This is a genomic window from Streptococcus constellatus subsp. constellatus (assembly GCF_023167545.1).
In the GTDB taxonomy this organism is placed as follows: domain Bacteria; phylum Bacillota; class Bacilli; order Lactobacillales; family Streptococcaceae; genus Streptococcus; species Streptococcus constellatus.
In genome coordinates this window covers 706,223-720,713 of record NZ_AP014647.1, presented here as the reverse complement: position 1 = coordinate 720,713, position 14,491 = coordinate 706,223, and the positions used below count along the sequence as shown (strand labels likewise).

General features: G+C 41.4%; 15 protein-coding genes and 2 pseudogenes. 2 read left to right on the top strand and 15 right to left on the bottom strand.

Annotation, left to right across the window (positions count from 1 at the left end; all coding sequences use genetic code 11):
* Window positions 1–46 precede the first annotated feature (46 nt).
* From SCSC_RS03530 to SCSC_RS03465, 14 genes are all read right to left on the bottom strand, one after another.
* Window positions 47–1,351 (bottom strand): RsmF rRNA methyltransferase first C-terminal domain-containing protein, encoded by a 1,305-nt coding sequence (locus SCSC_RS03530; RefSeq protein ID WP_006270544.1) that lies wholly within the window; start codon window positions 1,349–1,351, stop codon window positions 47–49.
* The gene (locus SCSC_RS03525) at window positions 1,352–2,125 is read right to left on the bottom strand and encodes an inositol monophosphatase family protein (RefSeq protein ID WP_006270534.1); all 774 of its coding nucleotides are present in this window, start codon (window positions 2,123–2,125) and stop codon (window positions 1,352–1,354) included.
* Window positions 2,109–2,393 carry a UPF0223 family protein gene (locus SCSC_RS03520; RefSeq protein WP_003069518.1) on the bottom strand — a complete coding sequence of 95 codons (285 nt, stop codon included), beginning with the start codon at window positions 2,391–2,393 and terminating at the stop codon, window positions 2,109–2,111. The genes SCSC_RS03525 and SCSC_RS03520 overlap by 17 nt, the downstream gene beginning before the upstream one ends.
* Before the next feature lies 1 nt (window position 2,394).
* The gene (locus tag SCSC_RS03515) at window positions 2,395–2,796 is read right to left on the bottom strand and encodes a Spx/MgsR family RNA polymerase-binding regulatory protein (RefSeq protein WP_003024146.1); all 402 of its coding nucleotides are present in this window, start codon (window positions 2,794–2,796) and stop codon (window positions 2,395–2,397) included.
* Window positions 2,797–2,917: 121 nt separating this feature from the next.
* A complete protein-coding gene (locus SCSC_RS03510) occupies window positions 2,918–3,850 on the bottom strand; it encodes a bifunctional riboflavin kinase/FAD synthetase (RefSeq protein WP_006270540.1) in 933 nt (310 codons plus the stop codon).
* Between the two features lie 25 nt (window positions 3,851–3,875).
* Window positions 3,876–4,754, bottom strand: coding sequence for a tRNA pseudouridine(55) synthase TruB (gene truB / locus SCSC_RS03505; RefSeq protein WP_006270596.1), 879 nt, complete (start codon window positions 4,752–4,754; stop codon window positions 3,876–3,878).
* Window positions 4,755–4,757: 3 nt separating this feature from the next.
* Window positions 4,758–5,561, bottom strand: coding sequence for an alpha/beta fold hydrolase (locus tag SCSC_RS03500; protein WP_006270573.1), 804 nt, complete (start codon window positions 5,559–5,561; stop codon window positions 4,758–4,760).
* 30 nt (window positions 5,562–5,591) lie between these two features.
* The gene (locus tag SCSC_RS03495; protein WP_006270531.1) at window positions 5,592–6,035 is read right to left on the bottom strand and encodes a GNAT family N-acetyltransferase; all 444 of its coding nucleotides are present in this window, start codon (window positions 6,033–6,035) and stop codon (window positions 5,592–5,594) included.
* 9 nt (window positions 6,036–6,044) lie between these two features.
* Entirely contained in the window at window positions 6,045–7,316 is a 1,272-nt protein-coding gene (locus SCSC_RS03490; protein ID WP_006270553.1) for a DUF2130 domain-containing protein, read from the bottom strand.
* 191 nt (window positions 7,317–7,507) lie between these two features.
* Window positions 7,508–8,521, bottom strand: a complete 1,014-nt coding sequence (locus tag SCSC_RS03485; protein ID WP_006270528.1) for an alpha/beta fold hydrolase — start codon at window positions 8,519–8,521, stop codon at window positions 7,508–7,510.
* 5 nt (window positions 8,522–8,526) lie between these two features.
* A complete protein-coding gene (locus SCSC_RS03480; RefSeq protein ID WP_006270523.1) occupies window positions 8,527–9,015 on the bottom strand; it encodes a GbsR/MarR family transcriptional regulator in 489 nt (162 codons plus the stop codon).
* A gap of 109 nt (window positions 9,016–9,124) precedes the next feature.
* The gene (locus tag SCSC_RS03475) at window positions 9,125–10,870 is read right to left on the bottom strand and encodes an ABC transporter ATP-binding protein (protein ID WP_006270554.1); all 1,746 of its coding nucleotides are present in this window, start codon (window positions 10,868–10,870) and stop codon (window positions 9,125–9,127) included.
* Window positions 10,863–12,629, bottom strand: coding sequence for an ABC transporter ATP-binding protein (locus SCSC_RS03470; RefSeq protein WP_006270562.1), 1,767 nt, complete (start codon window positions 12,627–12,629; stop codon window positions 10,863–10,865). The genes SCSC_RS03475 and SCSC_RS03470 overlap by 8 nt, the downstream gene beginning before the upstream one ends.
* 18 nt (window positions 12,630–12,647) lie before the next feature.
* Entirely contained in the window at window positions 12,648–13,259 is a 612-nt protein-coding gene (locus tag SCSC_RS03465) for a TetR/AcrR family transcriptional regulator (protein ID WP_006270567.1), read from the bottom strand.
* Between the two features lie 182 nt (window positions 13,260–13,441).
* On the opposite strand from SCSC_RS03465, the pseudogene SCSC_RS09510 reads away from it, so the two are divergent.
* Window positions 13,442–13,587, top strand: a pseudogene (locus SCSC_RS09510) (ISL3 family transposase); the annotation flags it as partial.
* A 141-nt stretch (window positions 13,588–13,728) separates the two neighbouring features.
* A pseudogene (locus SCSC_RS09505) lies at window positions 13,729–13,902 on the top strand (ISL3 family transposase); the annotation flags it as partial.
* A 183-nt stretch (window positions 13,903–14,085) separates the two neighbouring features.
* Here SCSC_RS09505 and SCSC_RS03460 read toward each other — a convergent pair.
* Window positions 14,086–14,487 carry an NUDIX hydrolase gene (locus tag SCSC_RS03460; protein ID WP_006270535.1) on the bottom strand — a complete coding sequence of 134 codons (402 nt, stop codon included), beginning with the start codon at window positions 14,485–14,487 and terminating at the stop codon, window positions 14,086–14,088.
* Window positions 14,488–14,491 lie beyond the last annotated feature (4 nt).

Below are 14,491 nucleotides of genomic sequence, written 5' to 3'. Positions count from 1 at the left end.
CATCTCATCTCACTATAACATATATAGATGATTTTGGAAAGATTTTTTATTGAAATCTGAGGCCTTTTGGAAAATAATTTTTCAGAATATTTCCAGTTACTTTTGCAAATCCTAGACCATTGCCTTGAACGATTATCTGGTACCAACCATTTCCATATTTTTGATCGAGATTTACTATTTCACCAGCAACATATTTTTTAAATTGCTCCTCATCAATTTCAATTACTCGCTTCACCTCGTTTGATTTTAAAGCAAGGCCCAAAGCAAAACTTGGTTCAAAACGTTTTTTCTTAAAGACTCCCAGATATAAGCCATTTCTAGCAATTTTTAATTTCGACATATCTGGCAGCCCTAGTGGTAACAGATACAAATGATCACCGAAAGTCTGTAATTCTCCAGTCAGATCTATAGTTAGATGTTCTCTTTGAAACTCTTGCCACAACATCTTCTGCTCAGATGTCAGATGGCTCTTTTTTACTTTTAATTTTTTTGCTGACTGCTTACTACAAAGGCGAAATTTTGCAACAAATTGACCTTCACCTTTGAAATGGTGAGGATACATACGTGCAGTTTCTGGAAAGTTAATACCTGCAATCATCCCATTGATTTTAGGAATTTCGACTAATTCAAGCGGATAATTTTCTAACAACCAATCCACTATTTGTTCGTTTTCCTCTGGTGCCCAAGTGCAAGTAGAGTAAATCAGTTCACCACCAGTTGTCAACATTTTCAAAGCATCCGCTAGTATCTCACGTTGAAGCTGTGCACATTGAGCAGGATAAGTCTCACTCCAATACTCCGCTGCTTCTGGCTGCTTTCTAAACATTCCTTCACCAGAGCAAGGTGCATCTAAGACAATCAAATCAAAATAACCCTGAAAAACTTGGCTTAACCTATCAGCAGATTCATTCGTCACCACTACATTTCTCGCTCCAAAACGCTCAATATTTTCTACTAAAACCTTCGAACGCTTTGAATTGATTTCATTGGAAACAAGCACACCTGTATTATTCAAGTATGACAACAAATGAGTGGATTTCCCACCCGGCGCTGCAGCCAAATCAAGCACTTTCATATCTTGACGCGGTGCTGCAATTTGAGCAACCATTTGCGCAGCAGGTTCTTGAGAATACACCAAGCCTGTAACATGCTCTATTGATTTTCCAGAAATCTTGCCATAATAACCCCAGTTCGTGTTGGAGATAGGATTTAGAAAATGTTTTTGATGTTCTTTTAGTGGATTTACTCGAAAAGCGGAAACCGGCTCCTCATCAAAAGTTAGAAAAAAAGAGGGAGCCTCCTCTCCCAAAAGATTGTAGTATTTTTCTTTAAATCCTTTTGGAAAATGCATCTAATCCTCTCGCTTTCGATATATGTATTTTTTAATTTCGTCCAATTTCATCATTGGAATCATCATAATCCCCTGATGACTTTCAAAATCAGGCTGCTTACCATCAAACGTCACTGTCGTATATCCTAATTTATCTCCCATAATGGAAGCTGCAGCATAATCCCAAGGGCAAATATAGGAAATATAAGTCAAAAGTTGACCTGACAAAACCTTACTAAAGCTGATTGCAGCACTTCCATACACTCGAACTCCTAAGGTTTCTTTCGCCAAATCAGCAATTCCCCAATCATTGCGCTCAAAAATACCAGCGTTTGATGCCATTAAAAATTGATTCAAGGGACGATCTTGGTAAGAAGGCAATTTCTGCTCATTGCAATAGACATCAAATTGACCACCACCATGGTACAACTTGTCTCCTATCACATCATAAATGACACCAAATTGACCAATCCCATTTTCAAAATAAGCCAATACAATAGCAAAATCAGCTTTTTGTGCGACAAAATTATTTGTACCATCAATAGGATCAATGACCCAAACATTGCCATCCGAAATAGAATGACGCAGTCCATTTTCCTCAGCTAAAATGTGATCCGTAGGATAAGCTTCTAAAATCCAGGTTACTAAATTATCCTGAACTTCCTTGTCCATTTGAGTTACCAAATCAGACGGACTGGATTTGGTTTCGATTTCTAATTGATCATCCAAATGCTCTTTGATGTAAGAAGCTACATTCAGAACAATTTGTTTGGCAAAATTAAATTTCTTTTCCAAGAGAAAACATTCCTTTCTCCTTTTGTTTTGCAGCTTGAACAGCTCGATATAAGGAATAGCCACTTGCTATTTCAAATTCACGTCCAATCCGCTTTTCTTCAGCTTTGCTTGGAACAATTTTTTTGAAGAGTTTGTAAGATGATAGTATTTCTTCTGCTGTTATTTTTTCTTCATAAGCCCGCTCTACATCATTCAAAAAAGAAAGCACTGAAGCAAGCTCTTCAGTGCTCCACGACATGTCTAGTGGGTAACGATAGTTTTTATTCATATTATTCAATCTCAGCTCTTAGAGTTGCATCGCGCAATTCCTGTTTTCTATATCCGCGAGGTAAAAACGCACGGATTTCATCTTCGTTAAATCCAATTTGCATTCGTTTACCTTCTAAAATAATCGGGCGACGCAAAAGACTTGGATTTTCTTCGATTAAACGAAGTAACTCAGAAATTGATAAACTTTCAACATCTAAATTTAATTTTTGAAATATTTTGGAGCGAGTTGAAATGATGTCATCTGTTCCATTCTCCGTCAGAGAAAGGATATGTTGTAATTCTGGAGCAGACAAAGGACTCGTCATGATATTGTGCTCCTCAAAAGGAACTTCATGATTGGATAGCCATGCACGCGCCTTGCGACAACTTGTACAACTCGGTGATAAAAATAGTGTAACCATGCATTTCTCTTCTTATTATTTGTAACTGTTATCATTATACTAAATTTTATGTAAGATTACTAGGCATTTTTACAAATTTTCTCCTATTTTTTTAGGAAAAATAAGAAGCTTAATACATGATTTAGTGGTTTTCATTTTTAGGAGACCAATATCTTGCGATTTCCTTATCAACTTGCAATTGCTTGACTAGCTCGTCCACATTATCGAATTTTACCATATCTCGAATTTTATCCAACCAAAAAATACGAATAGTATCACCATAAATATCTTGTGAAAAATCAAAAATATTGGCTTCAAAACGAAGTTCATCACCTTCAAAAGTGACATTTTTCCCGACGCTAGCCATTCCGCGATACATCTGTCCGTCATGCTCTACATCGACCACATAGACACCATCTGCTGGTAAAATAACCCGATCCAGCGGAGCAAGATTTGCTGTTGGATAGCCAATCGTTCGCCCTCTTGCATTGCCATGAACAACAATTCCACTAGTGGATAGCGAATAGCCCAGCAATTGATTGCTCTCTGCGACATTTCCTGCCAGTACCGTCTCTCGAATGCGAGTTGAGCTAATTTTTACTCCATTGAAATTTACAGAAGGAACTATGATAACTTGTCCTTCAAACAGTTTCTCCAAATCTTCTGCACTGCGTCGATCAGAACCAAAATGATAATCAAAACCTGCAATGACCGCTTTTGCTTTCAAACGCGAGATGTATTTTGTAAAAAATTGTTCAGCCGTATTGCGAGCAAATTGACTAGTGAAATCAACCAAATAAAGATAATCTACGCCAAGATTTTCTAATTGTTGTAAGCGCTCTTCTGGGCTGGTCAAATGAAGCATTAGCGAAGGCTGGTACCGTACAAAGGCTAATTTGGGAGATTCTGGGAAAGTCAGCACTGCAATTTTCAAATCCTTTGCTGCTGCAATCTTTCTTGCCTCAGCAAACAATGCTTGATGCCCCTTATGCAGTCCGTCAAAATACCCTAACACTAAAACTGTGTGTTCAATTTGTTGAATGTCTTGTTCGTTTTTAATTCTAATCGTTTTCATCACTTATCTATTTTATCACAAAATGTTAAAGAAACACTTTTCTAGGTTTATATTCTTCGTCACGCTTTTCTAGAATAGCAAGCAATTTCCCCTGGAAAAATCCAGCTACTTGAGTTTCATTAGAATTCACATCAATAAATCGACCAAATCGCACATCCTCTGCCTGTTCTTTTGTAAGGTCTATCTTAACCAAATCCCCTATACCCAATTCGAGTGGTTGGAGGAAGGAAAAATCCTCCTCTGCTACTCGCTCTGCTATTTCATCCAAGGTCAAGGCATCTTCTAAACTCATACCTGCCGAGGAAATCCGTGTCAGCTGAGACATGTGACTAGCCAAGCCAAGCTTGACTCCTAAATCAACAGACAGGGTCCGGACATAGGTCCCCTTGCTGCACTTCACTCGAAAACGAAAGCGGGCTTTTTCATCTTCATAGGAAATCGGACTGGTGCGCTCAAAACTATAGATGGTCACCTGCCGCTCTGGCCGCTCCACTTCTTGACCCGCTCTTGCATACTCATAAAGCTTGCGGCCATTGATCTTGACTGCTGAGTACATAGGCGGAATCTGGCGAATCTCACCAGTCATGGACTCTATCGCTTCATCAATGAGAACTTCTTCTAAAAGCTCCGTCACCGGAGTCCGCTCAAGGATGTCTCCACTGGCATCCTCTGTTGTCGTTGAGCAGCCCAGGGTAATCTCCCCCTCGTAGACCTTGCCTTCCTCCTGCATGAACTCGACCAAGCGCGTCGCCTTGCCCACAGCAATCGGAAGCACCCCGACCACATCTGGATCCAAGGTACCTCCATGACCGACTTTCTTAGTTTTTAAAATCTTGCGCAGCTTAAATACCGCATCATGCGAGGTCATGCCCGCTTCTTTTCTTAAGTTGATAATTCCGTTCATTGGTTAACTTTCTAAAAATACTAAAACTCTCTTTTGGAAATCCTTATGCTGTTCATAGAGTGCGTGGCCACAGTCTGGTAAAATAGTGATCTGACTATCTTTGATATGTTGATGCAATTCGAGCGAAGCTCCCACACCTAGAACATCATCTTCTTCTGCTCCGATGATTAGCGTAGGACACTTGCTCTTTCCCAAAACAGCCAGACTATCATGTCTTAAGCATGAGATGGCCTGAATAGCAATCCGCTGTTTATCTTTAATGCGACCAAAGATTCCCATTATCCGATAAAGGTAATTGAATTTTCCAAAAGATTTAGCCGTATAAGAGTGACTTGCAATATCAAATATCAGTTCTTTATAGGCTCCAGTCTGACTCAATTCAAGCCAGCGAGTAATCCTCTCCCTACCAAGATTATTCAGTTTCGCAGTTGTAACTGTCAAAATCAATTTTTCAACTCTTTCCGGGAAGTCTGCTGCCAACCATTGGGCAATCATACCGCCTTGGGAAATTCCTATGACAGCTACCGTTTTCAGACCTAAAACATCCATAGCTTCAGCTATATCAGTCGCCATATCTCGTGTTGTATAATTTTCTGGCAATTCATTGATTCGGCTAAAAACATAGACCTGGTAAGCTGCTGCGAATCCTCTATAAACTAGAGCAAGCATTTGCCCCATTCCCTTAACAGTCGCCAAACCATCCCCTAGACCTGGAATGATGAGCAGAGGTTTCTTACCTTTTTCAAAGGTCACATAGTCCATGCTCTTATCGTTAAAATATAAGGTTTTCCCTTTTGTTGAAGACATTACTTCGTTTCCCTTATTATTTTATCATGTTTATTCATGTTGACTTTTTAAATGCAGAGCAAAGCCGGCAGTCACTTTTTCAAATCCAACCGCCTGATAAAACTGATGTGCAGCATTTCGTTCAGCAGTTAATCCACTATTTAGAGCCAGCGCCTTAACTCCTTCTTTTACCGCTTGTTTTTTCAATTCATCGATTAGCCTACTAGCAATTCCTTGTCGTCTTGCTTCTTTTGCAACTGACAAAGCCAAAATACGATAGTAAGATCCATCTGCTTCAAAAAAGAAGAGCTTTGCATAACCTAAGAAACCTAAAATTTCTCCGTTTCTTTCAGCTAAAAGACAGCCATAATGCGGCTGAGAGAGAATCATTTCTAAACGTCGAGCCAGCTTAGAAGCGGTCGTTGGATAGCCCAAGTCTTCGTATAGAGACAATAAGGCTTCAGCATCTTTCATGGTTGCTTTTCGTATCTGCATAGGAGCCTCCTAGTCTCCCTTCAATGCTTCAAACTTAGCTTTCATGGTAGGATTTTTGCGCGTCAGTTTTTTGACAGAGACGTCGTCCAGTTTGTTGTTTGCTAAGCGCAGCTGGTTTTCAGAGGTTGTCAGGAATTTCTTGATTTCTTCCATCCGGCGGATTGCCTTGTCAATCTCCTCGATGGCCTTGCCAAAGTTGGTTGATGCAGACTGATAGTTCTTGGTAAAAGCTACTTTAAAGGCATCCAAATCTTCCTCAAAATGCGTAATATCAATATTCTGCTCCCGCACCAAGGCCAGTTCCTGCTTGTACTGGAGCGAGTTAAGCGCAGCATTGCGCAAGAGGGTAATCATGGGCAAGAAGAACTGTGGTCGGATAACATACATCTTCTCATAGGCATAGGACACATCGACAATACCCGAATTGTAGAGCTCGCTGTCAGCCTCAAGAAGTGTCACCAGAATAGCATACTCGCACCCCTTCTCCCGCCGGTCCTTATCCAGCTCTTTGAAAAAATGCTCGTTTTTCTTCTTGGTCGCTGTCTCATCGCCTTCATTTTTCATCTCAAACATGATGGAGAGGATTTCTACACCATTTTCATCCACCTCACGGTAAATGTAGTCACCCTTGCTGCCTGTTCTGGCATCATTGTCCTTGCCAAATTCGGCTCGTGGAAACATGGCCATTCGATTCTTGTTAAACTCGTACTCGCAGTGCTGTTCCAAACTCTCACCAATCATCTTAGTAGACTGCTTGGCTTTAAAATCCTTGTAGAACTCTATGGTCTCATCTTTCTGCCGAAGCTCTACCTCATAGCGTTCTTTGAGAGAGGTCTGAGCCAGCGCTGCTTCCTTTTCCTGCAAGACTAGCTGATTCTTAACCTCGTCTCGCTCTTTTTCCAGTGCAGAGAGGGTCTTTTGAAGTTGATTTTCATGCTCCAAGCGCAGAGTTGTCAGCTGACTTTCCAATTGCTGAACTTCCTTTTCCTTCTCCTGCAATTGAAGACTAGCTGCCTGCTCTGCCTCTTTCTTTGCCAATTCCTGCTGGGTCTCAAACTGAGTAATTTGATTTTGAAGATTGGTAATTTCCTGCTCTTTCTGCGACAGGAGAGCTTGTTGGGCATTCTGGGATCTTTGCTCTGCTAAAGCCAGTTCCTGCTCAATCCGAGCATGAATCTCCTTGTCAAACTCTGCTGTCCGAACCTGCGACAAAAGCTCACTGTACTGGCTCTCATTGACTGTGAAAACCTCCCCGCAGTTAGGGCATTTGATTTCATTCATGGGGTACCTCTTCATCTAAAATTAAAAATTTTATTCCTTGTTTTTTTCAAGCTGATAGATTATATCGCTATCATTATTATTGTAACTCTCTTTTTCATCATTCTCCCAAATTCACTAATCTACTTCTCATGACTATCAACTATTATACCATTCCTGCCAATAAATGAAAAACAGCAAGCCAATGGCTTGCTTTAGTGGTTCTGAATTATGTCTTTAAACTCCAGCAAAGCTTGGATATAGGAACGGGGTTTAAATGCATGGATGACATGGTTGGCTGGAATTTTTTTGTAAATAGTCTGTGGCGCCAGCTCCAGAATATGCTGAACATCCTGGTCATCTAGAGCCCCAACTAGACCGTACTTCTCATATCTTTTCCAGTTAGCATGTAGACATAGTATTGGACAAGTGCTTGCTTTCAGGGCTTCAGCATGATGAATACCTTGATAAAATCGGCCATCCACAAAAGCGCGAGCAAAATCTGGATCAAACATGGACAGTGATTTCAGAAGCTGCTTCAAGGCAGATGGAAAACCAACTTCAAGTGGCTGATTGGGATGATTTGTTTGAAATTTTTTGATTCGCTTTGATAATAAACGAATCATCCAGTCAGGCATTTTTTTAACCCGATTCTCCGAGACAGGCATCTCCTGACCTGAAAAATAATCCGCCAAATCACGATTGTCCAAATCCCCTATTTTTTCTACTATATGCTTGAGACCATTATAAACAAAACGGTCCCTCTCCTTAAAACGAGGCATCTCTGCAGAAAAGACAGGAGCATCCTCAATGACAATTCCTGCTACTTCCGAACCCAAATTGGCTGCACACCAAAGAGCGATAATCCCTCCTGAAGAATTTCCCGAAATGATGACTTTCCCTTGGACGACATTATCAATAAAGGAACGCATATCCTGACCGATTATAGACCAAGAATAATCTCCTGGTGTCCAGCTGGACTTGCCATGCCCCCGAATATCAATAGCATATACCTTGAACTGCTGAGAAAGAGGAATCAGGACTTTGCCATAAGATTCCCAAGTTCCCATTTGAGCTGGAATAAGCAGAAGATTGGGTCCATTGTCTGGTCCCACAACATAATTCAGTTTAATCTGTCCTGTATCATAGAGTTTTTCTTCAAAACCCGCTCGAATGAGTTTTTTGTCTCCAATATTTCCTGATAAATATTGATAAGGATTTTCATACATCTTCGTCACCCTCTTTGATTGTCTCTGATATGTTTCCGCCAAGCCTTCAACATTTCCTCCTGATAATGAGCCTGGATATCCAGCCATGCTTTCATGTCTTCTAACTGCTGGTGCTCAAGCGAATCTGCAGCCAGTTCCTGCTGTCCCCTTTCAACAATCTGCTTGATTGGAAATAAAGCTTCTTTTCGATGTTCGAGAACTCGTTCCCAAGCCTGGGGAGAAAATCTAAAATAGTCAATCCTATCTCCAGGAAAGGTAACCTTTTCTATCCAGCCATTGAGCATCAATGCTCGAATATTGGTAGAAATACTGCTCCTGCTTGCTTGAAGGAGGGCCGACATATCTTCTGCTGACAAAGGTTCTCCAAAAACAAGGCTCAAACCAAAAATCCGACCCCCAATTCGCGGAATGCCATAACCTTCATAAATGGCAGCAATATTCTCAATAAACTTTTGTAACTCTGGCTTTAAACTAATCTTCTTTTTCTGATTCATATCTGTTACCTCTTACCTATAGTATATCTCTTTCACTCATTTCAGTCAAGACTGAAACAAATGAAATCAAACGTAAAAAAACCGCTGATTTACAACGGTTTACATACTATCACTCCCCCATCTCAATCCGCCAGCTGGCAGCTGTTTTTCTTTCTTGGATAAATTTACTGTAGATACCTTGTTTGGCCAGTAAGTCTTGGTGTTTACCTTGCTCAACGATGCGGCCTTGATTCAGCACCAAAATCTGGTCTGCATGCTCAACTGTCTTGAGTCGGTGGGCAATCATGATAATAGTCTTATCGCGAGTCAGAGCCTGAATAGCCTGCATGAGGGCTTCTTCGTTCTCTGGGTCAACATTGGCTGTTGCTTCATCCAGAATGATAATAGGCGCATCCTTGATAATAGCCCGAGCGATGGAAATGCGCTGACGCTCACCTCCAGAAAGACTGGCACCTCCTTCACCAATCTTGGTGTCATAGCCATCAGGCAGTGAGAGGATAAAGTCATGACAGGCGGCTTTCTTGGCGGCCTCCATCACTTCTTCCAGACTGGCCTCTGGCTTGCCAAAGCGGATGTTATTAGCAATGGTATCCTCAAAGAGATAGACGCTTTGGAAGACAAAGCTGAAATTACGAATCAGGCTATCATAGCTGTAATCCCTGACATCATGCCCGTCCAAACTGATACTTCCCTGGTCCACATCCCAGAAGCGAGCAATGAGGTTGCAAAGTGTTGTTTTGCCTGACCCAGAAGGTCCGACCAAGGCAGTTGTCGTTTTTTCTGGAATGGTGAGGGAAACTCGGTCAATAATTTTCTTATTTCCATAAGAGAAACTAACATCTCTCAGCTCAATCCGGCTACTCTTAGGCTCAATACACTGACCACTGATGTCCATCGGCTGGATAGCTAAGACTTGATTGACCATATCAACCGACAAATCAACAATGCGCAGGAGAGAGGAGAAAGAGCCAACGCCATCTAGATTTTCATAAATCATAAAACCACTGACAATCATCATAATAGTTACCAGCAGCTCCATACTGCCATTGAGATAAAAGTAGATAGAGAAAAGCCCCATAAAGAGACCGGTCAGCTTGGTCACCATGCCCTGGAGGGCAATGTAAGGTGAGGTAACAAGTGTCATTTTGGTATCTAGCTGGCTCTTGCCTTCAATAGCCTTGGACAGCTTCTTGGCAGAACGGTTGACCAGATTGTAGTTCTTAACTTCTGCAATCCCTTGACTATACTCCAAAACAACGGCTACCAGATCCATATCTGCCTGATACTTGTCATCAGAAACTTTGGCAACTTGCCAACGCATGAGGGTATTTGGCAGGAGAAAGAGGACGAGACCCACCAAGAGGACGAGACCAACCCGCCAGTCATAGAGAAAAACCAAAATAGTGATGAGGCCAGTCGTCAGAAAGCCCTGCACAGTCATCATAACCACTCTGGTAGCTACATCAGACAGTCCTTCCAGCGTATTGGTCGTAACACTGGTAATCTTGCCCAAACTATTTTGATTAAAGTAACCCATGGGCAGATAGCGCATGTGCTCGGCAATTTCAATCCGCTTCTGAGCACAGGTATGATAGCCCGCTTCCGTCTGTAGCATGGTAATTTTCAGGGTAATCCAGACATTTAGCACAGTGGATGCCAACATGATACCCAGAGCCAGCCAGAAGGTCTGTATAGAGAGATTCTTCTCAATCAGTCCCATAACGACTAGGCCGATTGCTGGGATACGCAGAGCGATGATAAAGGACTTGATGATACCCAGATAAATGGATTGATAAAATTTCCTACGGTCTTCTGCTGTACAGAAATCAAAGAATTTCTTCAGTATGTTAAGCATGAGTCAGCCCTCCTTCCATCTCACCACTATCCCTAGTAACTATATGGGCCTGCCACATGGAAGCATAAAGCGGACTGGCTGCCAGCAACTCTTCATGCCGACCTCTAGCTTCAATCCGACCATCATTGATCAGCACTATCTGGTCTGCACTCATAATCGTAGACAGTCTGTGGGCAATGACAATCAAGGTTCGTCCCTCAATCAGACGAGCTAGACCGGACTGAATCCGTGCTTCATTTTCCGGATCTGTATAAGCAGTCGCTTCATCCAAGATAAGAATCGGCGCATCCTTAAGCATGGCACGGGCGATGGCAATCCGCTGACGCTCCCCACCAGATAGATGACCGCCGGCAGAGCCTACTTGAGTTTCAAAACCATCTTCCAAGTTCACGATAAAGTCATAACAGCCGCAGCGACGGGCAATTTCGATGACCTCTTCATCAGATGCTGCTGGATTTCCCATTCGGATATTTTCCATAATAGTCTCATCAAAGAGATAGTTATCCTGGGTCACGTAAGCAATCTGCCGACTGTAATAGTCTAGCGGAAGCTGGCGAATGTCCAAGCCACCGTAAGTAATCTGGCCAGAAGTGACATCCCAGAAAGAAGCTAGAAGCTTGGCAATTGTAGACTTACCTGAGCCGGACGGTCCGACCAAAGCATTGATGCTGCCAGCCTTAATATCTAGCGAAATGTCGTGCAGTACTTCCTCTTCATCTGTATAGCCAAATCTGACATCCGTCATGACCAGATCCCTTCCTTTTGGAAGTTCTCTCAGTTCCTGAGGCCTTTTCAAATCAGGCTTTTCTAAAATATCAATCACTTGGCCAAAAATAGTCCCGATTTTCCGTAAATCGTCCATGTAACTAGCCACTAAAATCAGAGGAGTCAGAAGACTGAGCGACAGAATAATCATCAGAATGAAATTACTGGCAGTCAAGCTACCTTGCAGATAGAAATAACAGCCAGCCGGCAGCAGAAAGAGCAAGCCTGATGGCAGAAAAGCCATCACAATGCCCATCTCCAGATTGAACTTGCGCATCCACTCAATAAAGCAGTCTGCTCCCTCTCTAGCAGCCGTCACAAACTTATCGTAAGAGAACTTTTCCTTGCCAAACACCTTGATGACTTCGATCCCGTTGATGTATTCCACTGCTGTATCATTGAGCTTTTTGGTCTTGACCAGAGTATTTTGATAGTCCGCTTCGCTATTGACAGCCATCCGCACATAGGCCAATGCCACAATGGGAATAGTCAGGAGGGACAGTAAGGTCAGCCGCCAATCGATAACCAGCATGGCAATGAGAACAATAATCGGACCAAAAATCCCAGCGGTAAACTCTGGAATAAGGTGAGCCAAGGTCGTTTCGGTCGCATCCACCCGCTCAACGATAATGTTTTTATAGCTGCCTGATGACTGACTAAGCACTGTACCTAAAGGCAGGCTAGCTAGCTTATCTGTCAGGCGGTGTCGCATTTCCGCTAGAATCTTAAAAGTAGCCGTATGTGACAGCATGGTGGAAATACCGTGAAATCCCCAGTAGCCAATCCAGGCCAGACCTGCCCAAGCTGACTGCTGCAAGTAGAAATCCCAGTTTTTATTGCCATCCAAGAGCTGATTAATCATTCCACCAATAAAGAAATAAGGCAGAAATCCTGAAATCACAGAGGCAAAGGCAAAGATTAGACTGAGCACAAAATATATCTTATGAAGGGAAACAAATTCCCAGATCCAAGAAACGATAGATTTTTTCTTCATAGAATTTCCTTCTTTCTATCAAAAACCTAGCAAACTTCCCCAATCAAACAAATTCATGATGGAATGGCAAAATTCCAGCGCCTGCTCTTGGGGCCAGTCTTGAGCCAAGGGCTCAAATACAGCTGTGTAATAAGCTGTCATGCACGATCGCAGAAACTCGTGTTTGACCAGATGATTGATTTTCCCCTCTTTGTAAGCAAGCTCCAAATAGCGATAAGTCTCGTCTGTAGCCAAATGAGGCAGACGCATCCTGAAGTCCGCTTGCGAAGAACCCTGAGATTTAAAGAGCAAGAGCTGCATAATATCCTTATGCTCATAGAGAATACACATCAGAGACTGGAGATCCTCTAAACGATGGGCCCACATATCAGACAGATGTCCTTCTTCTAGCAAAGCATAGTCACGTCGCTTCTGCTCCTGTCCATACCAGTCTAGCGCATCCAGAGTAGGCTCAAGCAGGGCTGTAAAGAGAATGTCCTTACTTTCATAGCGCTTATAAAGCGCACCAGTCGTTAAGCCAGCAGCGCGACAAATTCTCCGCAGTGAAGCATCCTGATAGCCATAAGCCAAGAACTCACTCCTTGCGCTTTCCAAGATTTTTTCGTTTAACTCATCAGTTTCTTTTTTCATGATTTTAATTTGATAACACCGTTATCGCCTTTCTACCTTTATTATAAATTCTGACAATTCTAATGTCAAGAGGTAATAAAAAAGATTCTATAACATCTGTAGTGGAGAAATCCATTTTGGAAATTACAAAGCCTTTTGAATGCATGAAAAAGTTCCATATGGCTTATAACGAAAAGCATCACATGGAACAACTCCATAATATGACAGAATTGATTAGAATTAGAGACAGGAATATCACTTGAAATAAAGCTTTTAAGTATAAAACTCATATTGAGGTAATCACCTACCTAGACTATACCCCTCTAAACATAAACACTACAAGGATAAATAGATAAAATACGATTACCAAAAGCCTTCTAAGATTCCTTTAATCGAAATTGGCGATTTATCAGTTCTTACTAAAGGCATCGCCCCTTTCAACGTCTGCTGTTATCATAAACTCAACCACATTCAGTTTAAAGAGAAGCAACCTATTTTACCTGAGGTTCTCTTCTGGAATGAATTCTATTATCAGAAAGCCAAGTTAACTTTTATTTCTCAGGATTATGAAACCCAGAAACCCATTACAATCCTTTATAGTAAAAGACAAACAACCATACGAAACTTCTTCAAGTATTTCAAAGAAGCTAGAAATAGTGTCAAACCATATTACTAACTCCCATCAAACTTGAAGCTACAAAGAATGCTTAGCAAAGACATCAAACATCAGGGTTTTGGATATCGGAACTTCTCAAGCTTTAAAAAGGGGATCTGTATTACTTTCAACATCAACAAAGAAAGAGACAGTAACGTTCTCTGCCCACGACTACTTTCTTTCATTGCTCTCCTAGCTTAATTTTTCTACTACCATTTGAAACGTCTCTTGATTACTCTGCCAATACAATATATCAGGAACAGTTTTAACTTTTGTCCACATAAAATCAACATGTTCATCAGAAATACGAATATCCTTCCGCTTCGTTTCCATCAGAAAAAGTGTTTTAAAAATGGATAAGTCTTCATTCATAACAACTGTATGATGTCCGATTTTCAAAAGTTTTGTTAGAGTAGTTTTCAGTCCAGTTTCTTCAAAAATCTCCCGAATACAGGCAACTTCAGGAGTTTCACTATTCTCAATACCACCAGTAATCGGTTGCCAAAAAGAAAATTGATCCGTTTTAACTTTTAAGAGTAACATTTCCCTAATAATCAGATTATAAATCCAAACTTCGATGGAATATTTTATCATAACA

Bases quoted from the DNA above. Each gene is read 5' to 3' on its own strand.
- SCSC_RS03495 (WP_006270531.1), bottom strand. From the start codon at position 6,035: ATGCAGATACGAAAAGCAACCATGAAAGATGCTGAAGCCTTATTGTCT.
- SCSC_RS03475 (WP_006270554.1), bottom strand. From the start codon at position 10,870: ATGCTTAACATACTGAAGAAATTCTTTGATTTCTGTACAGCAGAAGAC.
- SCSC_RS03500 (WP_006270573.1), bottom strand. From the start codon at position 5,561: ATGTCTTCAACAAAAGGGAAAACCTTATATTTTAACGATAAGAGCATG.
- SCSC_RS03480 (WP_006270523.1), bottom strand. From the start codon at position 9,015: ATGAATCAGAAAAAGAAGATTAGTTTAAAGCCAGAGTTACAAAAGTTT.
- SCSC_RS03510 (WP_006270540.1), bottom strand. From the start codon at position 3,850: ATGAAAACGATTAGAATTAAAAACGAACAAGACATTCAACAAATTGAA.
- SCSC_RS03515 (WP_003024146.1), bottom strand. From the start codon at position 2,796: ATGGTTACACTATTTTTATCACCGAGTTGTACAAGTTGTCGCAAGGCG.
- SCSC_RS03530 (WP_006270544.1), bottom strand. From the start codon at position 1,351: ATGCATTTTCCAAAAGGATTTAAAGAAAAATACTACAATCTTTTGGGA.
- SCSC_RS03485 (WP_006270528.1), bottom strand. From the start codon at position 8,521: ATGTATGAAAATCCTTATCAATATTTATCAGGAAATATTGGAGACAAA.
- truB (WP_006270596.1), bottom strand. From the start codon at position 4,754: ATGAACGGAATTATCAACTTAAGAAAAGAAGCGGGCATGACCTCGCAT.
- SCSC_RS03470 (WP_006270562.1), bottom strand. From the start codon at position 12,629: ATGAAGAAAAAATCTATCGTTTCTTGGATCTGGGAATTTGTTTCCCTT.
- SCSC_RS03520 (WP_003069518.1), bottom strand. From the start codon at position 2,393: ATGAATAAAAACTATCGTTACCCACTAGACATGTCGTGGAGCACTGAA.
- SCSC_RS03465 (WP_006270567.1), bottom strand. From the start codon at position 13,259: ATGAAAAAAGAAACTGATGAGTTAAACGAAAAAATCTTGGAAAGCGCA.
- SCSC_RS03460 (WP_006270535.1), bottom strand. From the start codon at position 14,487: ATGATAAAATATTCCATCGAAGTTTGGATTTATAATCTGATTATTAGG.
- SCSC_RS03490 (WP_006270553.1), bottom strand. From the start codon at position 7,316: ATGAATGAAATCAAATGCCCTAACTGCGGGGAGGTTTTCACAGTCAAT.